22 protein-coding genes are annotated in these 24,087 nt (G+C 62.0%); 14 read left to right on the forward strand and 8 right to left on the reverse strand.

The window, feature by feature from the left end; all coding sequences use genetic code 11:
• The first annotated feature begins 101 nt into the window (after nt 1-101).
• The 3 genes from hrpB to J5M66_RS10590 all read left to right on the forward strand — a co-directional run bounded on the left by hrpB (nt 102) and on the right by J5M66_RS10590 (nt 3,762).
• Nucleotides 102-2,621: an ATP-dependent helicase HrpB gene (hrpB, locus tag J5M66_RS10580; protein WP_207808212.1), complete on the forward strand. Its 2,520-nt coding sequence runs from the start codon at nt 102-104 to the stop codon at nt 2,619-2,621.
• Nucleotides 2,622-2,750: 129 nt separating this feature from the next.
• A complete protein-coding gene (locus tag J5M66_RS10585; RefSeq protein ID WP_207808211.1) occupies nt 2,751-3,323 on the forward strand; it encodes a hypothetical protein in 573 nt (190 codons plus the stop codon).
• A gap of 13 nt (nt 3,324-3,336) precedes the next feature.
• On the forward strand, nt 3,337-3,762 hold the full coding sequence (locus J5M66_RS10590; RefSeq protein ID WP_024014428.1) for a hypothetical protein: 426 nt from the start codon (nt 3,337-3,339) through the stop codon (nt 3,760-3,762).
• 11 nt (nt 3,763-3,773) lie between these two features.
• Here the strand turns inward: J5M66_RS10590 and J5M66_RS10595 are convergent, their stop codons facing one another.
• Both J5M66_RS10595 and J5M66_RS10600 read right to left on the reverse strand, forming a co-directional pair.
• Complete coding sequence (locus tag J5M66_RS10595) at nt 3,774-4,853, reverse strand: endonuclease/exonuclease/phosphatase family protein (protein WP_024014427.1); 1,080 nt, start codon at nt 4,851-4,853, stop codon at nt 3,774-3,776.
• A 75-nt stretch (nt 4,854-4,928) separates the two neighbouring features.
• Nucleotides 4,929-5,603 carry a YciC family protein gene (locus tag J5M66_RS10600; protein ID WP_016773061.1) on the reverse strand — a complete coding sequence of 225 codons (675 nt, stop codon included), beginning with the start codon at nt 5,601-5,603 and terminating at the stop codon, nt 4,929-4,931.
• Nucleotides 5,604-5,780: 177 nt separating this feature from the next.
• Here J5M66_RS10600 and J5M66_RS10605 point away from each other — a divergent pair, with 177 nt between their 5' ends.
• The 5 genes from J5M66_RS10605 (at nt 5,781) to J5M66_RS10625 (ending at nt 10,611) form a co-directional block, all read left to right on the forward strand.
• Nucleotides 5,781-6,542 carry a DUF2076 domain-containing protein gene (locus J5M66_RS10605; RefSeq protein WP_207808210.1) on the forward strand — a complete coding sequence of 254 codons (762 nt, stop codon included), beginning with the start codon at nt 5,781-5,783 and terminating at the stop codon, nt 6,540-6,542.
• Nucleotides 6,543-6,851: 309 nt separating this feature from the next.
• Nucleotides 6,852-7,331, forward strand: coding sequence for an NYN domain-containing protein (locus tag J5M66_RS10610; protein ID WP_016773064.1), 480 nt, complete (start codon nt 6,852-6,854; stop codon nt 7,329-7,331).
• 35 nt (nt 7,332-7,366) lie between these two features.
• A complete protein-coding gene (locus tag J5M66_RS10615; RefSeq protein ID WP_076564198.1) occupies nt 7,367-7,972 on the forward strand; it encodes a 3'-5' exonuclease in 606 nt (201 codons plus the stop codon).
• A gap of 310 nt (nt 7,973-8,282) precedes the next feature.
• Nucleotides 8,283-9,218 (forward strand): drug/metabolite exporter YedA, encoded by a 936-nt coding sequence (gene yedA / locus J5M66_RS10620; protein WP_110602775.1) that lies wholly within the window; start codon nt 8,283-8,285, stop codon nt 9,216-9,218.
• A 52-nt stretch (nt 9,219-9,270) separates the two neighbouring features.
• Nucleotides 9,271-10,611, forward strand: coding sequence for a DEAD/DEAH box helicase (locus tag J5M66_RS10625; protein ID WP_024014423.1), 1,341 nt, complete (start codon nt 9,271-9,273; stop codon nt 10,609-10,611).
• A gap of 69 nt (nt 10,612-10,680) precedes the next feature.
• Here J5M66_RS10625 and J5M66_RS10630 read toward each other — a convergent pair whose 3' ends face one another.
• A complete protein-coding gene (locus tag J5M66_RS10630; protein WP_207808209.1) occupies nt 10,681-11,928 on the reverse strand; it encodes a TIGR03862 family flavoprotein in 1,248 nt (415 codons plus the stop codon).
• 293 nt (nt 11,929-12,221) lie between these two features.
• A complete protein-coding gene (locus tag J5M66_RS10635; protein WP_024014421.1) occupies nt 12,222-13,142 on the reverse strand; it encodes a histone deacetylase in 921 nt (306 codons plus the stop codon).
• Between the two features lie 82 nt (nt 13,143-13,224).
• On the opposite strand from J5M66_RS10635, the gene J5M66_RS10640 reads away from it, so the two are divergent.
• The 3 genes from J5M66_RS10640 (at nt 13,225) to J5M66_RS10650 (ending at nt 15,365) form a co-directional block, all read left to right on the forward strand.
• Nucleotides 13,225-13,794, forward strand: a complete 570-nt coding sequence (locus J5M66_RS10640) for a GNAT family N-acetyltransferase (RefSeq protein ID WP_110603105.1) — start codon at nt 13,225-13,227, stop codon at nt 13,792-13,794.
• 111 nt (nt 13,795-13,905) lie between these two features.
• Nucleotides 13,906-14,775: an acyl-CoA thioesterase II gene (tesB, locus tag J5M66_RS10645; protein ID WP_016773073.1), complete on the forward strand. Its 870-nt coding sequence runs from the start codon at nt 13,906-13,908 to the stop codon at nt 14,773-14,775.
• Nucleotides 14,772-15,365, forward strand: a complete 594-nt coding sequence (locus J5M66_RS10650) for an HAD family hydrolase (RefSeq protein ID WP_110603110.1) — start codon at nt 14,772-14,774, stop codon at nt 15,363-15,365. The genes tesB and J5M66_RS10650 overlap by 4 nt, the downstream gene beginning before the upstream one ends.
• Before the next feature lie 132 nt (nt 15,366-15,497).
• Here the strand turns inward: J5M66_RS10650 and J5M66_RS10655 are convergent, their stop codons facing one another.
• Nucleotides 15,498-16,451: an alpha/beta fold hydrolase gene (locus J5M66_RS10655; RefSeq protein WP_024014418.1), complete on the reverse strand. Its 954-nt coding sequence runs from the start codon at nt 16,449-16,451 to the stop codon at nt 15,498-15,500.
• Nucleotides 16,452-17,336 (reverse strand): neutral zinc metallopeptidase, encoded by an 885-nt coding sequence (locus J5M66_RS10660; protein ID WP_207808208.1) that lies wholly within the window; start codon nt 17,334-17,336, stop codon nt 16,452-16,454.
• Between the two features lie 390 nt (nt 17,337-17,726).
• Here J5M66_RS10660 and J5M66_RS10665 point away from each other — a divergent pair, with 390 nt between their 5' ends.
• Nucleotides 17,727-18,605 carry a DMT family transporter gene (locus J5M66_RS10665; protein WP_016773077.1) on the forward strand — a complete coding sequence of 293 codons (879 nt, stop codon included), beginning with the start codon at nt 17,727-17,729 and terminating at the stop codon, nt 18,603-18,605.
• 131 nt (nt 18,606-18,736) lie between these two features.
• Here the strand turns inward: J5M66_RS10665 and J5M66_RS10670 are convergent, their stop codons facing one another.
• Nucleotides 18,737-20,071, reverse strand: a complete 1,335-nt coding sequence (locus tag J5M66_RS10670) for an MFS transporter (RefSeq protein ID WP_041477757.1) — start codon at nt 20,069-20,071, stop codon at nt 18,737-18,739.
• A 361-nt stretch (nt 20,072-20,432) separates the two neighbouring features.
• Between J5M66_RS10670 and quiC the strand changes: the two genes are divergently transcribed.
• Both quiC and J5M66_RS10680 read left to right on the forward strand, forming a co-directional pair.
• A complete protein-coding gene (quiC, locus tag J5M66_RS10675; protein WP_024014416.1) occupies nt 20,433-22,334 on the forward strand; it encodes a 3-dehydroshikimate dehydratase QuiC in 1,902 nt (633 codons plus the stop codon).
• Nucleotides 22,335-22,436: 102 nt separating this feature from the next.
• Nucleotides 22,437-23,114, forward strand: a complete 678-nt coding sequence (locus tag J5M66_RS10680) for a TetR/AcrR family transcriptional regulator (protein WP_024014415.1) — start codon at nt 22,437-22,439, stop codon at nt 23,112-23,114.
• 118 nt (nt 23,115-23,232) lie between these two features.
• On the opposite strand, the gene J5M66_RS10685 is transcribed toward J5M66_RS10680, so the two are convergent.
• Nucleotides 23,233-24,087, reverse strand: coding sequence for a shikimate dehydrogenase (locus J5M66_RS10685; RefSeq protein WP_206421529.1), 855 nt, complete (start codon nt 24,085-24,087; stop codon nt 23,233-23,235).

The raw sequence follows: 24,087 nt of genomic DNA on the forward strand, positions 1-24,087 counted from the left end.
TCCTGAGTCATCAAATAACGAAGCTTCGTCTTGTGAAGTTAAGACCCTGACGAACGCCCGGCAGTTCGCCGTTATACTCGGCCCTCTGTTTGGGAGCCAGCATGATTTCTTTGCCGATCGACGATGTTTTACCCGCCCTGCGTGAAGCCCTCGCGTCACGCCACGAAGCCGTGCTCGAAGCACCTCCCGGCGCCGGTAAAACCACCCGCGTGCCCTTGGCCTTGCTCAACGAAGCCTGGCTGGCCGGGCAGACCATCGTCATGCTCGAACCACGGCGCTTGGCTGCGCGGGCGGCGGCGGAGCGTTTGGCCAGCGAGCTCGGCGAGCAGGTCGGTGAAACCGTCGGCTATCGCATCCGCCTCGACAGCAAGGTCGGCCCGAAGACGCGTATCGAGGTGGTCACCGAAGGCATCCTCACCAGGCGCTTGCAGGACGACCCGGCGCTGGACGGTGTGGGCCTGCTGATCTTCGACGAATTTCATGAACGCAGTCTCGACGCCGATCTGGCGCTGGCGCTCAGTCTGAACGGTCGCGAGCTGTTTCGCGCTGAACAGCCGCTGAAGATTCTGCTGATGTCGGCGACCCTCGAAGGCGAGCGCCTGGCCGGCTTGCTCGATGACGCGCCGATCCTGCGCAGTGAAGGGCGCATGTACCCGGTGACGATGCGCTGGGGCCGGCCGTTCCAACCGGGTGAATACATCGACCAGCGCGTTACCCAAACCGTACTCGAAGCGCTGCACGACGAGACCGGCAGCCTGTTGGTGTTCCTGCCGGGACAGGCGGAGATCCGTCGCGTACATCAGCAACTGGTCGACGCAATCGGCGAGCGCAAAGACGTTCTGCTGTGCCCGTTGCACGGCGAACTCGACCTCAATGCGCAACGCGCGGCAATCGACCCGGCGCCGCCCGGTCAGCGCAAAGTGGTGCTGGCAACCAACATTGCCGAGACCAGCCTGACCATCAACGGCGTACGCGTGGTCATCGATGCCGGATTGGCGCGGGTGCCGCGTTTCGATCCGGGCAGCGGCATGACCCGCCTCGACACCCAACGCATCTCCAAGGCCAGCGCCACCCAGCGTGCCGGCCGCGCCGGGCGATTGGAGCCGGGCGTGTGTTATCGCTTGTGGTCACAGGATCAGCACGAACAACTGGCGGCTTATGGCAGCGCGGAAATTCTCTCGGCGGATCTGGCCAGCCTCACTTTGCAACTCGGGCGCTGGGGCGTGACGCCGGGCGAACTGGTCTGGCTCGACGTGCCACCCGCCGCCGCGTATGCCCAAGCGCAGGATCTGCTGCAACGCCTCGGCGCCTTGCACGGCGACACGCTGACGGCCCACGGCCAGGCCATGGCCGAACTGCCGGCGCATCCGCGCATCGCGCATTTGCTGTTGCGCGGTCAGGCGCTGGGGCTGGCGGCAATGGCCTGCGATGTGGCGGCGCTGCTCGGCGAGCGCGATATCCTGCGCGGCGCTGGTGCGGATCTGCACAGCCGATTGGTTCTGCTTTCCGGCGAAGAACGTGCCGGTCGTGGCGCGCAGGGCGGGGTGCAACGCGCCCGGCAATTGGCTCGGCAGTATCGCGGCTACTTGCGCGGCAAGCCGAGCGAACCGGTAAACGATCCCGAGCATCCGCGCTGGCTCGGCGCGCTGTTGGCGCTGGCCTACCCGGATCGCGTCGCCCAGCAACGGCGGGCCGGTGGCGCCGAATACCGTTTGGCCAACGGTCGCGCGGCGCTGTTTGCTGAGGCCGACAGCTTGATGAAGCATGAGTGGATCGTTATCGCCGACCTCGGCAGCCGTCAGGGCCAGCGCGAAGAACGCATCTATCTGGCGGCGGATTTCGATCCGGCGCTGTTCGATTCGGTGCTCGCCGAACAAGTGCGCAGCGTCGATCAACTCGATTGGGATGAACGCGAAGGCGTGCTGCGTGCCGAGCGCCAGCGCAAGGTCGGCGAGCTGATTCTCAGCCGCGAACCGTTGACCGGTCTGGATGAAAACGCGCGCAGTCAGGCGCTGGTCAATCTGGTGCGGCGCAAGGGTCTTGAGTTGTTGCCGTGGACGCCGGAACTGCGCCAATGGCAAGCGCGGGTGGCGCTGTTGCGTCAGCTTGATCTGAGCACTCAGGACGACAGCCAATGGCCGGATGTCAGCGATGCGGCATTGTTGAATACCCTGGAAGACTGGCTGATGCCGTATCTGGGCAAGGTCTCGCGGCTCAGCCATTTCGCCAGCCTCGACCTGTCGAGCATCGTGCGTAATCTGCTGCCGTGGCCGCTGCCGCAGAAGCTCGACGAACTGGCGCCGCATCATTTGAGCGTGCCGTCGGGGTCATCGATTCGTCTGGATTACAGCGAACATCCACCGATTCTCGCGGTGCGTTTGCAAGAGCTGTTTGGTCTGGCCGATACGCCACGGATTGCCGGTGGCCGGCAAGTGGTCAAGCTGCATCTGCTCTCGCCGGCGCGGCGGCCGGTGCAGGTCACGCAGGACCTGGCCAACTTCTGGCGCAGCACCTATGCCGAGGTGAAGAAGGATCTCAAGGGGCGCTATCCGAAGCACTATTGGCCGGACGATCCCTTGGTCGCCGAAGCCACGGCGCGGGCGAAACCACGCGGCACCTGACCCGCAATGGCTGCGCGCCATTAGCCCATCCGTGCTAATTGCCCTTGGTTGTTCCGGCTCGCAAAATCGCCGCCTGAACAATAACAGCCTTGTTGCCTGGCAACTTGCGCCCAAGGAACGGAACTGCCCATGACCACTTTTTTCAAGCTGAAGAAGTTGATCTTCTTGTCGGCTGCGCTATTGGCCGCCTCCAGTTCGGCCATGGCCGAAGAGCCCGATCCGATTGGCGACTGGTGGATTATCTACGGCAACGGCGTGCCCCAGAAAAACATCATGTACGTCGCCGATGCGACGTCGGTGGTGCCTTCGCAGAAAACCAAAGGCGCAACCATGGTCGCGGTGACTCTGGTTTATGAAGAGCCGGGCAAACCGATGATCGACGTCTATAACCTCGAAGCCCAATGCTCTACGGGCAAGGTGCGTTTTATCAATGGCCAGTCCATCGAGCGTTTGGCCTACACCATGCGTCATCTGAAAGTTGCCAACCAATGGCAGACCCCGAAAGAGTTCTGGGTCCAGCAAGCGCTGAAGTTTGCCTGCGCGCCGGGCAGTCGCGCGAAAAACGACATGGCCGCCGTGGGCAAGATGGAATACCTGCAGATGATCGAGATGCTGCAGCAGATGTTTTTCAAGCTCGCGCCGATTCAGCAAAAGAGCCAGATGATGGACAACATCGACAGCCTGCTCGAACTTAAGAAATAAGCCGAGGCATCCAATGACTTACACACGTTTATGGCTGGCAACCCTGCTGGCAGGATTGCTCTTGAGCGGCTGTTCCACTATAGCGCAAAGCCGCTGGGAAGGCCGTGATATGCAGGAAGCACTGGACCTGTTCGGCACGCCCGACGCGATGGCAAAGGAAACCGGCCCGAACGGCGAACCCTTGGCCGTACTGACCTGGCACAAGTCCGCGAGCTGGACCTCCACCGAAGCGGCCGGCACTTCGATGACCCATACCGGCAATGGCATGGTGTACACCGAGCACTACCAACAGGTCGGCCACAGTTCTACCTGCAAGTTGCAGGCGAAGATCAATCAGCAGAAGAAGATCGCCCAGTTCCTGATCGAAGACGGGCGAATACTGCACGGCAAGTGCGCCAATGTCCGCTATGTTCCGGGCTACGTTCCGCCCGGCTTATAAGGGCAAAGCGCTCAGGGCGCAGCGGGCAGGAGGAACCGCGCAATCACCGGCAAATGGTCGGAGATGCGCAAGGTATCGTCCTGCCGCACCTGCGCTTGCAGGCGTTTGAGCTTCGGGCTGTAGAACAGATAATCCACCGTGCGATCCGGGCCGTTGAGGCCGGGGTCGTTGGGGTAATGGGTCAGCCATTTGGCTCGATCGATACCGCCGGCCTCGTTGTTGGTCGGGATCATCGGGTACTTGTCCCACAGCAGATGCAGTTCGCTGTCGGCAGAGTAGGGCGTGCGGCGCTCGACCGGCAGGCGTCGATACTGGCCCAGCGGCAGCAGATTGAAATCGCCACCGATCAGCCACGGCAGGCCTTGGCTTTCATACTTGTCGAGGACTTTGGCCACGGCAGCCACTTGCGCCTGCACGTTGCCGTCCGCCTGGCTGGCGCGCTGCAAGTGGGTGTTGAACACGGTCAGTTGTCCGCCATCGCTGAGCGGCAGTTTGACTGCGAGCAAAGCGTCTTTGGGCTGGAACTGGCGGCTGATGAAGTTGCTCGGGGCGACGGGCAGTTGCAGGCGTTCGGCGTGTTCGATGCGATAGCGGCTCAGCGTGGCCAACTGGCGGCCGACGCTGCCGTAGATATGTGGCTCGGGGACGAAATCGGCTTTCCAGTCGAAGGCGCTGGCACTGCACGGATACAGGTCGGCGACGCGTTCCTGCAACAGCTTGAGCTGATTCTGGTAGTCACTGGCCTTGGCGCCGTCGTCGAGCTCCTGCAACAGCACCACATCCGGTTGTTCGTCACGGATCACCCGCGCTACTTCGTCGAGGCTGAACGCCATGTCTTCGGCGGTCGGCGCCTCATCGTCGCCTTCGGCCAGGTCATTCCAGAATACGTAGCGCTTGCCGGCGAGGAACTGCACGTTCCAGGTCATGACTTTCAGCGCTTGCCCCGGCACCAGCGTCGGCGCGGTAGTGCCGCAACTGACCGGCAGGGTTTCGCGGGCATCGGGGCGCCAGGTCAGGCTGAACAGCAGCACACCGAACAGGACGGCGGCGAGGATGACGAGGAGCAGGGTGTAGCGCAGCAGACGGGTCATGGCTCGGCTTATAGCGTTACAGAAAGTGGCCCCGAGCATACCTGACGGCAGCGACGAAGCCCAAGCACGGCGCGGTCAGACTGCGCCGTTACGTTTGTCAGGCAATTCGCTGATCAGCATGAACAGACGGAACAGCACCACACTGGTGAACAGTTGCAGAAAGCTGTGAGCGCTGTCGATCAGCCCGGCAATCAGCGGATTCTGCGGCTCGGGGTACACCGCCAGCGTCGCGCCCTTGAGCAGCCACAACGGTGTCATCACGCAGAGAATGCACAGCAGGATGCGCCAGAAGTGCCCACGGGTCAGGCGCAGACTTTCCTTCATCGCCTGCAACGGTCCGAGGCCGCGCAGCACCAGCAGGTATTCGGCGAAGGCGAGCATGACCATCAGCATCAGGCCCGGCAGGAAGTACAACGACAGACCAAGCAGAATCAGCAAGGTATTGAGCGCGGTCAGCACGGCGAAGCGTGGCCACAGGGTGGCGGCCATCGCCAGCAGGTCACGGTTGCGCGGCGACTCGCCACGGCTGCGTGCATCGAGAAACAGGATCAGCGCGGCGGTGTACAGCGGATACACCAGCAGGCCGACGATGATGCTGACGCCGGCGAAGGTGTCCGGCCCGGTGGCGTGATCGACCGCCTGCTGCAAGAAGGCTTCGACAATCACCAGCGGCAGGCACAACTGCACGATGCTGCCCAGATGGCGTTTGAAAAAATACAAAGAGTCGCGCAGTACTTCGAGGGCATTCATCAGTCGGTATCGCAGGTCGAAAACAGTGGCTCACTTTAACCGATGCAACGCGAGCCGACACAAACGTAAACATTCGGTAAAGGTCATTGAAACGTTTTGTCACTGTCTCCATTACAGGAGAGCACCGCACCCGGAGTGGGCGCGGGCACGTTATTACCGGCAATCTACGAGGTCGCCATGAACAGCGAAGAGCAAACCCTGATCGATGGACTGTTTTCCCGGCTGCAACAGGCCGAAACGGAGGCAGCCCCGCGCGACGCCCAGGCCGAGGCGCGGATCAAGGAACACCTGACGCGCCAACCGGCGGCAGGTTATTTCATGACCCAGGCGATTCTGGTGCAAGAGGCCGCGCTGAAAAGCCTCGACGAGCAGAACAAGCAGCTGACTCAGCAAGTCCAGCGTCTGCAGGCCGAACTGCAATCGGCCAAGGCCCAGAGCGGCGCACCGGCATCCAGCGGTGGCGGTGGCTTCCTGTCGAGTATCTTTGGCGGCGGCAATTCACGTCCGGCGCCGAGCCAGAGCGCCGCACCGTCGTCCTCCGGCGGCTGGCGTGAACCGGCACCGCAGCAGAGCTATCAGGCTCCGGCACCGCAACAGAACTTCGGCGCCGCGCCGCCCAACTATGCGCAGCAGGCAGCCCCGGCGGCGGGCAACAGCTTCCTCGGCGGCGCGCTGAAAACCGCTGCGGGCGTAGCCGGCGGTGTGATGCTGGCGCAGGGCATCAGCAGCCTGTTCCACCACAATCAGCAACCGGAAGAAATCGTCGAGGTCATCAAGGAAGAACCGGCGCAGGTCGCCGACCAGAGCAACAACGGCTGGGGCGATGATCAGCGCGTGACGGACAACGGTTTTTCTGGCAATGACCAGGGCGGTTTCAGCGACGCCGATTACAGCAGCGACAATTCGTCGTTCTTCGATGACGACGACTCCTCTGTCTGACATCGTCTTTGAAGGCTGGCATAGACACTGAAGGCTGGCATAGCCTCTGAAGGCTGACATAGACACTGTGGTGAGGGGATTCATCCCCGCTGGGCTGCGCAGCAGTCCTCGCTTTAATCAGGAAAAGCGGGGCTGCTCCGCAGCCCAGCGGGGATAAATCCCCTCACCACAACACCGTTTGTCAGGGACACCTCGGCGCCAGCTGGTGATTATTCGCTGAATCTTTCTCTTGGCTGGCATACTGAGCGCCTTTTTCGGGCCTGATCGCCTGACCCCGCTTCGTGCGCTTGCGCGCCCACAGGAACTCCGGTGAAAAAAATCGCAGTGTTCGCCGATGTGCAGAACCTCTACTACACCGTGCGTCAGGCCTATGGTTGCCACTTCAACTACGCCGCATTGTGGGCCGACATCAGCAAGAACGGGCAGATCGTCGAGGCTTACGCCTACGCGATCGACCGTGGCGACAGCAAGCAGCAGCAGTTTCAGCAGATCCTGCGCAACCTCGGTTTTACCGTGAAGCTCAAGCCCTACATCCAGCGCAGCGACGGCTCGGCCAAGGGCGACTGGGACGTGGGCATTACCCTGGACATCATGGACGCCGCCGACCATGTCGACGAAGTGGTGCTGGCCTCCGGTGACGGCGATTTCGACATGCTGCTCGAACGCATCATCAACAAGCACGGCGTGCAAGCGGTGGCCTACGGCGTCCCCGGCCTGACCGCCAACTCGCTGATCCGCGCCGCCAGCCGTTACGTGCCGATCGAAGGCGCGCTGCTGTTAAAGAATTAAGCTCAAGAACTGATCTGTACGGAGTTGAACCCGGTTTGGAACGCATTGCAGTCATCGACTTTGAAACCACCGGCCTGTCGCCGAACAGCAGCTGCCGCGCCACGGAAATTGCCGTGGTGATGCTGGAAAACGGCCGCATCGTCGAGCGTTACCAGAGCCTGATGAACGCTGGGGTGCGCGTCCCCGCGTTCATCGAGCAACTGACCGGCATCAGCAACGCCATGCTGCGCACCGCGCCGCCGGCCGAGCGGGTGATGGAAGAGGTCAACGAGTTCGTCGGTTGTACGCCGCTGTTGGCGCACAACGCCTCGTTCGACCAGAAGTTCTGGGATTTCGAACTGGGGCGGATCAAACGCACCCGCCTGCAGAATTTCGCCTGTTCACTGCTGCTGGCGCGGCGCCTGATGCCGGCGGCGCCGAATCACAAGCTCGGCACGCTCACCACTTTCGCGCGGCTACCGCATACCGGTCAGGCTCACCGGGCCATGGCCGACGCCGAGATGGCGGCCAATCTGATGGCGCATCTGGCGCAAGAGTTGCGGGGCAAGCACGGGGTGCGCGAGTTGAATCACGACCTGTTGTGCAAGTTGCAGAAAGTCCCTGCGGCGAAAGTCGGCGAGCATTTGCAGCGTTATCGCTGATTCCAGGCACTCCGACTGGTCGTTCCCACGCTCTGCGTGCGAATGAAGTCCAGGACGCTCGGCGTCCCTTTCAAAGCCGAACGCAGAGCGTCCGTTGAGGCATTCCCACGCGGAGCGAGGGAACGATCCAAGATGGATGTCTGCTGATGCACCGCCTTCGCGAGCAAGCTCGCTCCCACAAGGACCTTGTCGGTCTCAGCTGCTTTCATGCAAAAGTGTACCGGCGCGAAAAACAGGTTTTGTAACTTATTTTTGCGCGGCGGTCTTTCTAGAATGACCGGTCCACAGAAATCTGACTGTCGAGCTGCCCATGCCTGCCTTGCGCCGTTTTTCCCTGCCATTGATCGCTGCGTTTTTTGCGTTGTACGTGATTTGGGGGTCGACCTATCTGGTGATCCGCATCGGCGTCGAATACTGGCCGCCGCTGTTGCTGGCCGGGGTGCGCTTCGTCATTGCCGGCAGCTTGATGTACGCCTGGCTGCGCTGGCGCGGGGCGCCGGCGCCGACCTGGGCGCAGTGGAAAGCAGCGGGGCTGGTCGGCATTCTGCTGCTCAGTTTTGGTAATGGCGCGGTCAGCGTGGCCGAGCACACTGGTGTGGCGTCAGGTGTCGCTGCGCTGGCGGTGGCGACGGTGCCGCTGTTCACCTTGTTGTTCGGTTACTTCTGGGGCGCGCGCAATACGCGGCTGGAGTGGGCGGGTGTGGCGCTGGGGATTATTGGCATCGCCATGCTCAACATGGGTTCCAACCTGCAATCGAGCCCGCTCGGTGCGATGCTGCTGATCTTCGCGGCGGCGAGCTGGGCGTTCGGCTCGGTGTGGAGCAAATACCTGCCATTGCCAGCGGGGGCCATGGCCAGCGCGGTGGAAATGCTCGTCGGCGGCGTGGTCTTGCTGATCGGCAGTGCGCTGAGTGGCGAGCACCTGCAAGCCATGCCGCCGCTCGAAGGGTGGCTGGCGCTGGCCTATCTGATTTTCTTTGGCTCGATCATCGCCTTCAATTCCTACATGTATCTGCTCAAACACGTGCGCCCGGCGGCAGCGACCAGTTATGCCTACGTCAACCCGGCGGTGGCGGTGTTGCTCGGTGTGGTGTTTGTCGGCGAGACCATCGGCATCGAAGAAGCGCTGGCGATGCTGGTGATCATCAGCGCGGTGCTGCTGATCAGCCTGCCGCAGTGGCGTCGACCTGCGCAGCCACCCGTGGAAGAGGCGAAAGCCGTTCCGACGGAAGCGCGTACGAATTAGGGTAAACTGCGCGGCATTGCATCCCCGCGTCATTTTTTCCTACGGTACTCCCATGACTTTCGCCTCCCTTGGCCTGATCGAACCCTTGCTGCGCTCCCTCGAGACGCTCGGCTACCAGACCCCGACGCCGGTGCAGGCGCAAGCCATTCCGGCGGTGCTGGCCGGTCGCGACCTGATGGCAGCGGCCCAGACCGGCACCGGTAAAACTGCCGGTTTCGCCTTGCCGCTGTTGCAGTTGCTGGCCATGGAAGGGCCGAAAGTCACCGCCAACTCGGCGCGTGCGCTGATTCTGGTGCCGACCCGCGAACTGGCCGAGCAAGTCCATGAAGCCGTGCGCCAATACGCGGAAAACCTGCCGCTGCGTACTTACGCCGTGTATGGCGGCGTCAGCATCAACCCGCAGATGATGAAGCTGCGCGGCGGCGTCGATGTGCTGGTCGCCACCCCTGGTCGCTTGATCGACCTGTTTCGCCAGAACGCGCTGAAACTCAATCAGCTGCAAACGCTGGTGCTGGATGAAGCCGACCGTATGCTCGACCTGGGCTTCTCGGAAGAACTGGCGAACATTTACCGCATGCTGCCGAAAAAGCGCCAGACCCTGCTGTTCTCCGCGACCTTCTCCGATGACATCCGCCTGCTTGCCGGGCAGATGCTCAACGATCCTTTGAGCGTCGAAGTCAGCCCGCGCAACGTCGCTGCCAACACGGTCAAGCAGTGGATCGTCACCGTAGACAAGAAGCGCAAGGCCGAACTGTTCGTGCACCTGATGCGCAAGAACAAGTGGAAGCAGGTGCTGGTGTTCGCCAAGACGCGCAACGGCGTCGATGCGCTGGTGGAAAAGCTTCAGGGCCTCGGTGTGAATGCTGACGGCATCCATGGCGACAAACCCCAGGCGACCCGCCAGCGCGCGCTGGACCGGTTCAAGCTCAGCGAAGTGCAGATTCTGGTGGCGACCGACGTCGCCGCTCGTGGTCTGGACATCGAAGACCTGCCGCTGGTGGTCAACTTCGATCTGCCGATCGTCGCCGAGGATTACATTCACCGCATCGGCCGGACTGGTCGCGCGGGTGCCACCGGTGAGGCGATTTCGCTGGTGTGTGCGGACGAAGTGAACATGTTGTCGGCAATCGAGATGCTGACGCGGCAGAACCTGAAGCGCCAGAACGAACCGGATTTCGAACCCGAGCACCGCGTGCCGGACACCGACGCCAGCGGTCAGGTGATCAAGAAGCCGAAAAAGCCGAAGAAGCCGAAAGCGTCGGGCGGTGGCGGTGGTAAACGCAATCTGGGCAAGTGGGTCGACAGCGGCGAGACCTCGGCACCGGAGCCATCGATCAAGCCAGTGCGCAAAGTGCCGGTGTTCAATACTGGACCGCGCAAGCGCAAACCCTGAAAGCAGCTTCGAGCGTTCAGCTGCAAGCTGCAAGTTAGAAGCGCTTTGCTTCGGCTTGCAGCTTGCAGCTCAGAACTTGCTGCTGCTTTTGAACCACTGGACGATTCCCAGCCCTGCCGCGCGCCCGCTGGCGAAACACCCGGTCAGCAAGTAGCCGCCCGTCGGCGCTTCCCAGTCGAGCATCTCGCCCGCACAAAACACCCCCGGCAGCGCCTTGAGCATCAAGCGCTCATCCATCGCCTCGAATCTCACGCCACCGGCACTGCTGATCGCTTCGTCCAGCGGACGGGTTTTCACCAGAGTCAGCGGCAGCGCCTTGATCGCTCGTGCCAGGAGCGCCGGATCGGCGAAGGTTTCGGCGTCGGTCAGCTCGCGCAACAACGCTGCCTTAACTCCATCAATCCCCACCTGACTGTGCAGATGCTTGGCCATCGAGCGCGAGCCACGTGGTTTGCTCAGCGCTGCCTGTAATTTATCCACAGGCCGGCCGGGCAGCAGGTCGATGTGGATAACCGCTGCGCCATAGCGATTGATTTCTTCGCGTATCGGCGCCGACAGCGCATAGATCAGGCTGCCTTCAATGCCGGTCGCGGTGATCACGCATTCGCCCAAGCGCGGGATGTCGTCGTTCAAACCGATGGCGATGTTTTTCAGCGGCGCGCCGGCGAATTTGCTCACCATCAGCTCGCTCCAGGCTTGCACCTCGAAGCCGCAATTGCTTGGCTGCAACGGCGCCAGATCCACGCCGCGCTGCTCAAGCGGCAACATCCACGCGCCATCCGAGCCTAGGCGCGACCAACTGCCGCCGCCGAGGGCGAGCAGGGTGGCGTCGGGGTTTACGCTGATTTCGCCTTGCGGGCTGGCGATGCGCAGTGCACCGCTTGCGTCCCAGCCGAGCCAGCGATGGCGGGTGTGGATAACTACGCCGCTGTCGCGCAGGCGCTTGAGCCAGGCGCGCAACAGCGGGGCGGCTTTCATGTCGGTGGGGAACACGCGGCCGGAGCTGCCGATGAAGGTTTCGATGCCCAGTTCGTGAATCCACTGGCACAAGGCATCAGCATCGAATCCGCGCAGCAGCGGGGCGATTTGCGGTGCGCGCTCAGCGTAGCGGGAGAGGAATGCCGGGTAGGCTTCGGAATGGGTGATGTTCATGCCGCCGACCCCGGCCAGCAGGAACTTGCGCCCGACCGAGGGCATGCCGTCGTACACGTCGACGCGGATTCCGGCCTGGCTCAGCACTTCGGCGGCCATCAGGCCGGCGGGGCCACCGCCGATGATGGCGACGTGGGTATTGGCGGGGGCGGAATTCAGGGTCATGGGCATGCGCTGCGGTATGGCGGAACAAGGCGCGCATTCTAACAGCGCTGAACCCTGTGGGAGACACCATGTGGGAGCGAGCCTGCTCGCGAACGCGGTCTGTCAGTCAATTAGATGTTGTGGGTGCTAAAGCTTTCGCGAGCAGGCTCGCTCCCACCGGGGCTGCGGTGTATTTCGAGGCTGGTTAAAAAATAAACAGTGCGCTGGGCGCCTTGGGCAGCATGGCCTGCAGTCCCTTTCGCTCAGGTTATCCACAGGCAGTTCCACAGCGATTGTGGGTAACGCAGCACGTTTCAATGACAGCCGTGTGAATCCCACACTCGTTGCGCGCTGTGATGGAGGATGCCGTGGCGGCGGGCGAGGGCGTGGCGATCCTTGCTGTAGCCGCCGCCGATCACCCCGACCACCGGAATGTCGCGGCCCAGGCAATGGCGCATGACCCGTTCATCGCGCTCGGCCACCCCGGCGTCGGTCAGTTGCAGATAACCAAGGGCATCGTCCTTGTGCACATCGACGCCGGCGTCGTAGAGCACCAGATCCGGTTGATACAGCGGCAGCAGGTAATTGAGCGTGTCATCGACCACCTGCAGATAGTCGGCATCGCCCATGCCTTTGGGCAGCGGAATATCCCAGTCACTTTCGGCTTTGCGTGCGGGAAAATTCTTCTCGCAGTGCAGGGAAACGGTAATCGCCTCCGGCGTGTCATGCAGAATCCGCGCGGTGCCGTCGCCCTGATGCACGTCGCAATCGAAAATCAGCACGCGATTGACCCGGCCGCTCTGCAACAGGTACTGGCTGATGATCGCCAGGTCATTGAAGATGCAGAAGCCGGCGGGGTAATCGTAGTGAGCGTGATGGGTGCCGCCGGCCAGGTGACAGGCCAGGCCATGTTCCAGGGCTTGCTCTGCGGCGAGAATCGAACCGCCCACCGCGCGCACGGTGCGTCGCGCCAGCGCCTCGTTCCAGGGCAGGCCGAGGCGCCGTTGGTCTTCGCGGGACAACTCGCCGCTCATGTAGCGTTCGATATAGCTGCGGTCATGGGCGAGGGCGAGGATGTCGTTGGGACAGATCTGCGGGCGCAGCAGGTCGGCGTCGCGGGTCAGGCCGCTGTCGACCAGGTGATCGCGCAGCAGACGAAACTTGTCCATGGGAAAGCGGTGATCCGCGGGAAACTCGGGGCTGTAGTCTTCGTGGTAGATCAACGGCAAGGGCATGGCTTGTTTCGCGCAGAACCAGGGAAAGAATGAACGATCCTACCAGCGATGTAGACTCAACGGCATGGAAATGGAGGGGACGATGGAGCCGATACTGGAGCTGCAAAGCGCGCGTTTGTTGATGCGTCAGTGGCAGGACGAGGATTTGCCGGCATTCGCCGCGATGTGCGCCGATCCGCAGGTGATGCGCTACTTTCCGGCGCCGCTGACCCGGCTCGAAAGTGCCGCGCTGATCGGCCGCGTGCGCGGGCATTTTGCCGAGCATGGCTTTGGCCTGTGGGCGCTGGAGCGCAAGGACACGGGCGAGTTCATCGGTTTCACCGGGTTGGGCGTGGTCGGCTTCGATGCGCCGTTTACCCCGGCGGTGGAGATCGGCTGGCGGCTGGCCAAGGAACACTGGGGCCTGGGTTACGCCAGCGAAGCGGCGTGGACCGCACTGCGCGCGGGTTTCGACCAGTTGAAACTGGAGGAAATCGTCTCGTTTACCGCCGGGCAGAATGCGCAGTCGGAGAAGGTCATGCAGGCGATCGGCATGCATCACGATCCGCAGGATGATTTCGATCACCCCAGGCTTGCGCTCGATCACCCGTTGCGCCGCCATGTCCTGTATCGCATCAGCCGCGAACAATGGCTGCAAACCTTGCATGAATAAGCCGACACGGACGTTTACAATGGCCGCCATCGTATTTGGCCCGTGCCAGAACCTGAATCGTCCGCCGCAGCCAAGACTGCGCGGCCATTGCTTTGTGTGAGGAGAGTCTGAATGAGCCAAGTGCTGGAAGATCTGGTCGATCTGCTGACCCTGGAACCGATCGAAGAAAACCTGTTCCGTGGTCGCAGCCAGGATCTGGGGTTCCGCCAGTTGTTCGGCGGTCAGGTGCTCGGCCAGTCGCTGTCGGCGGCCAGTCAGACGGTGGAAGAGGCGCGTCATGTGCACTCGCTGCACGGTTATTTCCTGCGCCCGGGCGATGCCAAGTTGCCGGTGGTCTATTCGGTTGATCGCGTCCGTGATGGCGGCAGCTTCAGCACCCGCCGTGTGACGGCGATCCAGAAGGGCCACCCGATCTTCACGTGCAGCGCTTCGTTCCAGTACGACGAAAAAGGCTTCGAGCATCAGGGCCAGATGCCGGCGGTGGTCGGCCCGGAAAACCTGCCCTCGGAGCTGGAGCTGATCCAGCAGCGTGCGCACCTGATTCCCGAGCACATGCGTGAAAAACTGCTGTGCCCGAAACCGATCGAAGTACGCCCGGTCACCGAAAAGGATCCGTACAACCCGCAACCGGCCGATCCGATCAAATATGTGTGGTTCCGCGCCGACGGCGCCCTGGCCGACATCCCGGCGCTGCACAAATACCTGCTGGCGTACGCCTCGGATTTCGGCCTGCTGACCACGTCGATGCTGCCCCACGGCAAGTCGGTCTGGCAGAAGGACATGCAGGTCGCCAGCCTCGATCACGCGCTGTGGTTCCACAACGACCTGCGCGCCGATGACTGGTTGCTCTACGCGATGGACAGCCCGTGGGCCGGCAACTCCCGTGGTTTTTCCCGTGGCAGCGTGTTCAACCGCGCCGGGCAACTGGTCGCTTCGGTGACTCAGGAAGGCCTGATCCGCCATCGCAAGGACTGGGCATGAGCCTGACCGAGGTTCGTCATTGGGTGTTCGACATGGACGGCACCCTGACCGTCGCCGTGCATGATTTCGCGGCGATTCGCGTGGCGCTGGCGATTCCGCCCGAGGACGACATCCTCACCCATCTCGCTGCATTGCCAGCGGATGAAGCAGCGGCCAAGCATGCCTGGTTGCTCGAGCATGAGCGCGATCTGGCGTTGGGCTCGACCCCGGCCACCGGCGCGGTGGAGCTGGTGCGCGACCTGCATGCGCGCGGTTATCGCCTCGGCATTCTCACGCGCAATGCGCGGGAGCTGGCACATGTCACGCTGGAGGCGATCGGCCTGGCCGACTGCTTCGCGGTCGAGGATGTGCTGGGTCGCGACGAAGCACCGCCGAAGCCGCATCCCGGCGGTTTGCTGAAACTGGCCGAAGCCTGGCAAGTGCCGGCCAGTAACATGGTGATGGTCGGCGATTACCGCTTTGATCTGGATTGCGGCCGAGCAGCGGGGGCGCGGACGGTGTTGGTGAATCTGCCGGATAACCCGTGGCCGGAGCTGACCGATTGGCATGCTCAGGATTGTGTTGAGTTGCGGCGGATGCTTCAGGCCTGAGATGGTTGTTGTCTGATCGGATGCCTTCGCGAGCAGGCTCGCTCCCACAGAGGAATGCATTCCAACTGGGGTATTCATTCCCGTGTCGGAGCGAGCCTGCTCGCGAAAGCGCCGGTGGATTCAGCAAAAAACTCACTGATCAAACAACGCCTTCTGCCCCTCCGCCGACGTCAACATCCCATCCCCGTCATGCCCGACCCCGGGCACTTCAATCAGCCGTTGATTGACCCCCTCAGGATGCCGGCGCAGCAAATAACCGAAATACAGCTTCCCGCGCATCAAGCGGTAAGCCCCTTGCGCCTCGGCCGCGCAGCTCTTGTCCAGCGCCGGATGTTCCGGATCGACGTCCTGCTGCCCGAGCAGATAAATCACCTCGCGTTTGACGTAAGCGCTCTCGACCTGCAACGGCGTTTGCCCGCCGGCATACACCGGCATGTCCGCCAGGCCGTACTTCCAGCGATTGAAACCAGGACATTGCGCGTGATCGAACGCCACTGGCCGCTGCTCGTTGAAGTACGCATAAGAAGAAGGATTGGCCACCACATAGCGCAAGCGAATGCCGTTGGCCTTGAGCGCTGGCTGATCCTTGGCCAGCAGGGCGTAACGCTGCACCACCTGACCACCGCCGGAGTGGCCGAAAATCACGATCTGCTTTACGTCCGGAAACTGTTTGCGATCGCTGACCCGCGCGACGATTTCATCCAGCGCCGCGTAGGAGCTCAGCGGATTTGGCCCGGTGGACAAGCCGCCGCCCATCCACTCGTTGCCCTGCCAGCGCAGCACCGTCGGCGGCAAGGAATACAGGGTGACGTCGCTTTCATTGAGAAACTGCGGAGCGATCACCAGCGTGTGCGCGGTCTGCCCGGCGAGCTCGGCGGCGCTTTCCGCGCTTTTGCGGTAGGTCTCGGCGTTGCGCAGGCGACCGTGAATGACGATCAGCACCCGCTCGATCTTCTCCGGTGCCGGGCCGATGCCCACTGCCATTTCCCCGGCCTTGAGTTGCAGGCGACCGGGGCTGATCGCATCGACGCCGGCGGCTTGCGCGGTGCCGGCGATGAACAGTAACGCCACAAGCCATTTATGCATTTACAGGGTTTTCGCCGCGAAGGTGTCGCACTGGCTTACCTGGCCTTGCGCGAATCCGGTTTTGAACCAGCGCACCCTTTGCGCTGACGTACCGTGGGTAAACGAGTCCGGCACCACACGGCCCTGACCCTGTTGCTGCAAGCGATCATCGCCGATGGCGTTGGCGGCGTTCAAGGCTTCTTCGATGTCGCCCGGTTCCAGCCAGTTCAGGCGTTTCTGCGCGTTATACGCCCAGACACCGGCGAGACAGTCCGCCTGCAATTCCTGGCGAACCAGCAAGCCGCCGTCGCCCTCCATCTGCCGGCCTTGCTGACGCGCCGCCTGCATCTTCGCCGAGACGCCCAGCAGCGTCTGCACATGATGGCCGACTTCGTGCGCAATCACGTAAGCCTGAGCGAAATCGCCAGCGGCTTTGAAGCGCTGCGACATCTCCTGAAAGAAGGCCATGTCCAGATAGACCTTCTGGTCGGCCGGGCAGTAGAACGGGCCGGTGGCAGAAGTGGCCATGCCGCACGCGGAGTTCACCCGACTGCTGAACAGCACCAGTGTCGGGTCTTTGTATTGGCGTCCGGCCTGCTGGAAGATCGGACCCCAAGTGTCTTCGGTGTCGCCGAGAATCGAGCGGACGAATTCAGCCTGTTCATCATTGGCCGGTGGCGCCTGGCGGGTTTGCGAGGTGGGCGCCGGCTGCTCCATCTGCCCGGTCAACTGACCGAGAATCTGCATCGGGTCCTGGCCGGTGAACCAGCCGATGCCGACGATCAGCACAATAGCGGTCAGGCTCAGACCTTTGCCGCCACCGAAGCGCATGCCGCCGCCACCGCCGGCATCATCACCCCGGGCGTCGACGACGTTGTCACTGCGTCGGCCTTTTTTCCATAGCATGTGGGAATCCTCTTTTATTGCCGGTGATGAAACTGCTGGTGATGAGTGTTGCCGCTGTGTGAGTGTGGCGCCAGTCCGGTCGTCCGTCCATGCACACGCGCCCACATGGTGCGAGCCTGGTATTGACGGTCGAGCGGGCCGTGAATTCAATCCCGAGTGGAATTTCTTCCGTCGAATTCATGAACCCGCTGTTTCGACGGCAGTCTGTGATGTTGCACACTGGCCGGGCGCCGAAGTGGCGGGAATCTTGCCTCAAGGTTTTGCCTGGCGGCGGTTTCCCGGCGAAGAAGAGTGCAACCTGTGCGGTTGCTGAAAGCTCAGCCGACTATGATTGCCACAACGATTGCCGCCAGCGCGAACGCTCGCCCGGATTTTTTTCAGAGATTGCCAATGACCGTCAGCACCCCGCTCTCCGGTGTCAACCAGCCCTTCAAAGGGATCCTGCTGATTGTCGTGGCGACATTCCTGTTTTCCAGCCACGACGCGTTGTCGAAATACCTCTCCGGTTTTTATCCGATCGTGATGGTGGTGTGGGCGCGCTATGTGGTGCACACCTTGTTGATGGCGGGGATTTTCCTGCCGCAGTCCGGCTTGCGTGTGCTGCGCACCAAGAAACCGTTATGGCAGCTCGCCCGTGCCCTGTGCCTGCTCGGCACCAGCCTGTTTTTCACCACGGCGCTGCTGTACATCCCGCTGGCGGAAGCCACGGCGGTCAACTTTCTCGCGCCGGTATTGGTGACGGCGTTATCGGTGCCGTTGCTCAAGGAACGCGTGACGCGCGGGCAGTGGATCGCGGTGATCTGCGGCTTCATCGGCGTGCTGATCATCGTCCACCCGGGCGGCGAACTGTTTACCCCGGCGATCCTGCTGCCGTTCTGTTCGGCGCTGTTCTTCTGCTTCTACCAACTGCTGACGCGCAAGCTCGCCGAAGTGGACAGCCCGACCACCAGCAACTTCTTTGCCGGGCTGTGCAATACGCTGGTGATGAGCGCGCTGGTGCCGTTCTTCTGGCAAGTGCCGACGTGGACTCACGCGGCGCTGATGCTGGCGCTGGGCAGTTGCGGGATGACGGCGCATCTGTTCCTGACCCAGGCCTTCCGTCACGCCGCACCGGCATTGCTGGCGCCGTTCGGCTATTGCCAGATTGTCTTTGCCGGGTTGTTGGGCTGGCTGCTGTTCAATCACACCCCGAGCGGGTTGACGGTGATTGGTATCGCAGTGATCTGTTGCAGCGGATTGGCGGCAGCGTGGCAGCAGAGCCGGCGCTGAAGAGCGGATCCCGGTACAACTTGTGGGAGCGAGCCTGCTCGCGAAAGCGGTGGGTCAGTCGCCATATTCAGCGGCTGACGTGACGCCTTCGCGAGCAGGCTCGCTCCCACAATGGGATGTATGCAGGCAGGTTATTCGACGGTCGGAATCTTGCGCGGTGCCATGAAGTACATCCACGTCAGTGCGAGGAAGTACATCGCCGGGATCAGCGTGAACAGCACCGTGTAGTTGTTGTTGGTGACGGTGAGGATGTGGCCGACGATCTGGGTCATGAACATCCCGCCGATCGCCGCGCACATGCCGCCGAAGCCGAACACCGTGCTCATCATGTGCTTGGGCGTGTAGTCCATCACCAGGCTCCAGATGTTCGCAGTCCAGGCCTGATGCGCGCCGATCGCCAGCGAGATCGCCGCCACCGCCACCCACAGGTTCGCCGAGCCGGCGGCCATGACCACGCCGATGATGCAGCAGGCAAACAGCAACATCGACAGCAGCCGCGCCTTGATCGAATTCATGCCGCGACCGATCAGGAACGAGGACAGAATCCCGCCGCCGACACTGCCGAAGTCAGCCGTGACGTAGATGATGATCAGCGGAATACCCATCTGCGTGACGTTGATGCCGAGGTTGTATTGCTGATTGAGAAACGGCGGCAGCCAGTACAGATAGAACCAGAACACCGGCGCGGTCAGCGAGTAGGCGAGGGCGAAGGCCCAGGTGCCGCGCATGCGCAGGATCTTGCTGAACGGCACGCGGGCCTGTTCCGGTTCGACTTGCTGCTGGATGTAATCGAGCTCCGACTGTTTCACCGTCGGATGGTCTTCCGGATTGAAATACTTCAAGCCCCAGAACAACAGCCAGATGCCGCCGAGTGCCGCCATGCACAGGAACGCCGCTTGCCAGCCCCACACATGCAGGACCAATGGCAGCAGCATCGGCGTGAACATCGCGCCGACGTTGGTGCCGGCGTTGAAAATGCCGGTAGCGACTGCACGTTCACCGGCCGGGAACCACAGGCGCGTGGTCTTTACACAGGCCGGGTAGTTGGCCGCTTCCGTCAGGCCGAGGATGAAGCGGCAGACCATGAAGCCGACCGCCGAGGTCGCCAGGCCATGGGCGCCGGTGGCCAGGCTCCAGAGCAGCACGGCGCAGAAGAACACGCGCTTGACGCCGACCCGGTCGATCAGGCGTCCCTGCAGGACAAAACCGATCGCGTAGCCGACCTGAAACCAGAAGTTGATGTTGGCGTAATCCATCGCCGTCCAGCTCATTTCCTTGGCGAGGATCGGCTGCATGACGCCGAGGGCGGCGCGGTCGATGTAGTTGAGGGTGGTGGCGAAAAACACCAGCGCCAGCATGCCCCAGCGGGTCTTGCCGACAGCCATGGCGCCGCGGATCTTGTCGCCTATGCCACCCGTGGCAGTGCTCATGGCCGGAGCCATGCGGGAAGTCTGTGAAGGAATCATGTGTTCCACCCGTTTTTGGATTTGTTATTTGGTGTTCTTTTCTGTCGAACACCTTGCCCGGTGGTTAGTGGCCGGACTCGATGTGCAACCGATGTTGGGCAGTGAACAAAAAATCGTCAATTCGCCAAATCGCCTTAGTGTTCGATAATCGCACGCAAAACTAACCGGGTAGTACACTTTAAATTGCTGCGCGCAGGGATGCAGCCAATAATTTCCCTCACTATAAAAACCCATTCCCCGGTAGGAGCTGCCGAAGGCTGCGATCTTTTGATTTTGCTGTTTTGGTAATCATGATCAAACGATCGCAGCCTTCGGCAGCTCCTACAGTAAAGATAAAGCGGCGCAGTCCGGGAGTTGAAACATGCAGCGTTCCATTGCCACCGTTTCCTTGAGCGGCACCCTGCCGGAAAAACTCGAAGCCATTGCCGCCGCCGGGTTCGACGGCGTGGAGATTTTCGAAAACGACCTCCTGTACTACGACGGCAGTCCCCGGGAAATTAAACAGATGTGCGCCGATCTGGGGATCGCCATCACCCTGTTTCAGCCGTTCCGTGACTTCGAGGGCTGCCGCCGCGATCGCCTGGCGCGCAACCTCGAGCGTGCCGAGCGCAAGTTCGATCTGATGCAGGAACTTGGCACCGACCTGGTGCTGGTCTGCAGCAACGCCTCGCCGGACAGTGTCGGCGATCAGCAAATCCTCGTCGATGACTTGCGCCTGCTGGCCGAACGCGCCGGCGCCCGTGGCTTGCGCATCGGTTACGAAGCGCTGGCGTGGGGCCGCCACGTCAATACTTATCAACAGGTCTGGGACATCGTCCGTCAGGCTGATCACCCCAACCTCGGCGTGCTGCTCGACAGCTTTCACACCCTGTCGCTGAAGGGCGATCCCAGCGCGATCGCCGACATTCCCGGCGACAAGATCTTCTTCGTGCAAATGGCCGACGCGCCGATCCTGGCCATGGACGTGCTGGAGTGGAGCCGGCATTTCCGCTGTTTCCCGGGGCAGGGCGAATTCGATCTGCCGGGGTTCCTCGCGCCGATCATCAAGAGTGGTTATACCGGGCCGTTGTCGCTGGAAATCTTCAACGACGGCTTCCGCGCCGCGCCGCCACGGGCCAACGCCGCCGACGGTTTGCGCTCGCTGCTGTATCTGGAAGAGAAGACCCGCCAGCGTCTCGAGCAGGAAGCGCCGCCGGTGGCCAACCGTGACATTCTTTTCGAAACGCCGCCGGCCAGCGAATACAACGGTGTGGAATTTCTTGAGTTTGCCGTCGACGAAGCGCTAGGCGCGAAGCTCAGTCACTGGCTGCAACGCCTCGGTTTTGCCAAGGCCGGGCAGCATCGCTCCAAGAGCGTCAGCCTGCTGCGTCAGGGCGATATCAACCTGATCCTCAACTCCGAGCCGTATTCGTTCGCCCACAGCTTTTTCGAAGCTCACGGCCCGTCGCTGTGCGCCACGGCCGTGCGGGTCAAGGACAGCGCCAGTGCGCTGGCCCGCGCCGTCGCTTACAAGGGGCAGCCCTATCGCGGGCTGGTCGGGCCGAATGAACTGGAACTGGCGGCGGTGCGCGCACCGGACGGCAGCCTGATTTATCTGGTCGATGCGGACGCCGACGTGTACGGCACCGATTTCAATCTGTTGCCCGACGCGCAGACCGGCGGCGGCCTCAAGCGTATCGATCACATGGCCATGGCCCTGCCTGCCGACAGCCTCGACAGTTGGGTGCTGTTTTACAAAAGCCTGCTGGATTTCGAAGCCGACGATGAGGTGGTCTTGCCCGATCCGTACGGTCTGGTGAAGAGCCGCGCACTGCGCAGTCGCGACAGCTCGATCCGGCTGCCGCTGAACATCTCCGAGAACCGAAACACCGCCATTTCGCATGCGCTATCGAGTTATCGCGGCTCCGGTGTGCACCACATCGCCTTCGATTGTGACGACATCTTCGCCCAGGTCAGTCGCGCCAAAGAGGCTGGCGTGCCGCTGCTGGACATCCCGCTGAATTACTACGACGACCTCGCCGCGCGTTTCGATTTCGACGATGAGTTTCTCAGCGAGCTGGCCTATTACAACGTGCTCTACGACCGTGACGCCCAAGGCGGCGAGTTGTTTCATGTCTACACCGAGCCGTTCGAAGGGCGTTTCTTTTTCGAGATCATCCAGCGTAAGAATGGCTATGCCGGCTACGGCGCGGCCAACGTTGCGGTGCGGCTGGCGGCGATGGCCAAATCCCGCAGTGGTGCGGTGCGTCAGGCGAAGTTGTAGGAAATTCGTAAACGCGGGATCAAACACCGGCTGCGCGGCTTCCTTCACTGTCCCGCGCGGCCCATAATCGCCAGCTTGTGCAGTGATGGCCGTGAGCCCGCGATGACCATGAATTCAGAACTTTCCGCCGCTGCTGTCGAGTCCGAGGCAGTGCCGCGCAAGAGTCGCAAGAACAACCCGGAAAAGACCCGCGAAAACATTCTCCAGGAGGCGATCGTCGAGTTCGTCCAGCAGGGTTTGTCCGGCGCCCGCGTCGACGCGATCGCCGAGCGCATCCACACCTCCAAGCGCATGATCTATTACTACTTCGGCAGCAAGGAGCAGTTGTACGTCGAGGTGTTGGAGAAGCTTTACGGCGATATCCGCAGCACGGAAAACCGCCTGCATCTGGACGAACTGCCGCCCGAGCTGGCGATCCGCCGGCTGGTGGAATTCACCTTCGATCACCACGACCACAACGTCGATTTCGTGCGCATTGTCAGCATCGAAAACATCCACAACGCCGAGTACGTAAAGCGTTCCGATGCGATCAAGGCGCTGAACAACACGATCCTCGATACCTTGGGCGGGATTCTGCAACGAGGCGCGGACGAAGGTCTGTTCCGGCGTGGCATCGATGCGCTGGACGTGCATCTGCTGATCAGTTCGTTCTGCTTCTATCGCGTGTCGAACCGCCACACGCTGGGGGAAATCTTCCAGATCGACCTGCCGGACGAAACCATCAAGCAGCGCCACCGCGAGATGATCTGCGAATCGGTGTTGCGCTACCTGAAGGCCTGAGTCGATCCCCCCTATGGGAGCGAGCCTGCTCGCGAAAGCGGTGTGTCAGTCGGCCTGTTCGTTGACTGAATCGGCGCCTTCGCGAGCAGGCTCGCTCCCACAGGGGCCGCTTTGATATTCAGCCATTCATGCTCTGAAAATGCTCGAGCATGCGCTGCGCATCCGGCACCACGCCGCTGAACAGTTCAAACGCCTTCACCGCCTGAAACACCGCCATGTTGCCGCCATCCAGCGTGCGGCAACCCAAGGCGCGGGCGTCGCGCAGCAGTTCGGTTTCCAGCGGGAAATACACAATCTCCGCGACCCACATTGCCTTGCGCAGCAACCCGGCCGGCACCGGTGACCCCGGCAGCTTGGTCATACCCATCGGCGTGGTATTGACCAGGCCATCGGCCTGCGCCAGCGCCCCGGGCAAATCCCGCCCCGCCTGCGCGCGACTGGCGCCAAAATGTTGATTCAGATTGTTTGCCAGGCTCTCGGCACGCTCGCGGTCCACATCAAAAATCGTCAATTGCCGTACGCCTTCGCTGAGCAGCGCGTGGGCCACCGCCGCGCCAGCGCCACCGGCGCCCATCTGGACGACGCGTTCACGGGCAGCGTCTGTCAGACCCCGGCGAAAACCCTCGGCGAAACCGAGGCAATCGGTGTTGTGGCCGACACGCTTGCCGTCCTTCAGCACCACCGTGTTCACCGCGCCGATGCCACGGGCTTCCGGCGACAACTCATCGAGCAGCGGGATGACTGCCTGTTTGCACGGGAAGGTGATGTTCAGCCCGGTGTAATTCATCCGCTCCGCCGCTTGCAGCAAGTCGGGCAGAGCCGTGCTGTCGAGGCGCAATTGATCGAGGTCGATGAGCTGGTACAGATACCGCAGGCCCTGCGCATCACCTTCGTGCTCGTGCAGTGCCGGCGTGCGTGAAGCCTGAATCCCGGCGCCGATCAGCCCGGCGAGTATCACCTTGGAACGCGACAT

It is taken from the genome of Pseudomonas sp. 67(2021), from assembly GCF_017491835.1.
Classification (GTDB): domain Bacteria; phylum Pseudomonadota; class Gammaproteobacteria; order Pseudomonadales; family Pseudomonadaceae; genus Aquipseudomonas; species Aquipseudomonas atacamensis.

Coding starts and splice junctions, on each gene's coding strand:
- J5M66_RS10590 (WP_024014428.1), top strand. CDS start 3,337: ATGACTTACACACGTTTATGGCTGGCAACCCTGCTGGCAGGATTGCTC.
- tesB (WP_016773073.1), top strand. CDS start 13,906: ATGAGCCAAGTGCTGGAAGATCTGGTCGATCTGCTGACCCTGGAACCG.
- J5M66_RS10655 (WP_024014418.1), bottom strand. CDS start 16,451: ATGCATAAATGGCTTGTGGCGTTACTGTTCATCGCCGGCACCGCGCAA.
- J5M66_RS10635 (WP_024014421.1), bottom strand. CDS start 13,142: ATGCCCTTGCCGTTGATCTACCACGAAGACTACAGCCCCGAGTTTCCC.
- J5M66_RS10605 (WP_207808210.1), top strand. CDS start 5,781: ATGAACAGCGAAGAGCAAACCCTGATCGATGGACTGTTTTCCCGGCTG.
- hrpB (WP_207808212.1), top strand. CDS start 102: ATGATTTCTTTGCCGATCGACGATGTTTTACCCGCCCTGCGTGAAGCC.
- J5M66_RS10630 (WP_207808209.1), bottom strand. CDS start 11,928: ATGACCCTGAATTCCGCCCCCGCCAATACCCACGTCGCCATCATCGGC.
- J5M66_RS10625 (WP_024014423.1), top strand. CDS start 9,271: ATGACTTTCGCCTCCCTTGGCCTGATCGAACCCTTGCTGCGCTCCCTC.
- J5M66_RS10650 (WP_110603110.1), top strand. CDS start 14,772: ATGAGCCTGACCGAGGTTCGTCATTGGGTGTTCGACATGGACGGCACC.
- J5M66_RS10585 (WP_207808211.1), top strand. CDS start 2,751: ATGACCACTTTTTTCAAGCTGAAGAAGTTGATCTTCTTGTCGGCTGCG.
- J5M66_RS10680 (WP_024014415.1), top strand. CDS start 22,437: ATGACCATGAATTCAGAACTTTCCGCCGCTGCTGTCGAGTCCGAGGCA.
- J5M66_RS10685 (WP_206421529.1), bottom strand. CDS start 24,087: ATGTCGCGTTCCAAGGTGATACTCGCCGGGCTGATCGGCGCCGGGATT.
- J5M66_RS10600 (WP_016773061.1), bottom strand. CDS start 5,603: ATGAATGCCCTCGAAGTACTGCGCGACTCTTTGTATTTTTTCAAACGC.
- J5M66_RS10665 (WP_016773077.1), top strand. CDS start 17,727: ATGACCGTCAGCACCCCGCTCTCCGGTGTCAACCAGCCCTTCAAAGGG.
- J5M66_RS10660 (WP_207808208.1), bottom strand. CDS start 17,336: ATGCTATGGAAAAAAGGCCGACGCAGTGACAACGTCGTCGACGCCCGG.
- J5M66_RS10640 (WP_110603105.1), top strand. CDS start 13,225: ATGGAGCCGATACTGGAGCTGCAAAGCGCGCGTTTGTTGATGCGTCAG.
- quiC (WP_024014416.1), top strand. CDS start 20,433: ATGCAGCGTTCCATTGCCACCGTTTCCTTGAGCGGCACCCTGCCGGAA.
- J5M66_RS10595 (WP_024014427.1), bottom strand. CDS start 4,853: ATGACCCGTCTGCTGCGCTACACCCTGCTCCTCGTCATCCTCGCCGCC.
- J5M66_RS10670 (WP_041477757.1), bottom strand. CDS start 20,071: ATGATTCCTTCACAGACTTCCCGCATGGCTCCGGCCATGAGCACTGCC.
- yedA (WP_110602775.1), top strand. CDS start 8,283: ATGCCTGCCTTGCGCCGTTTTTCCCTGCCATTGATCGCTGCGTTTTTT.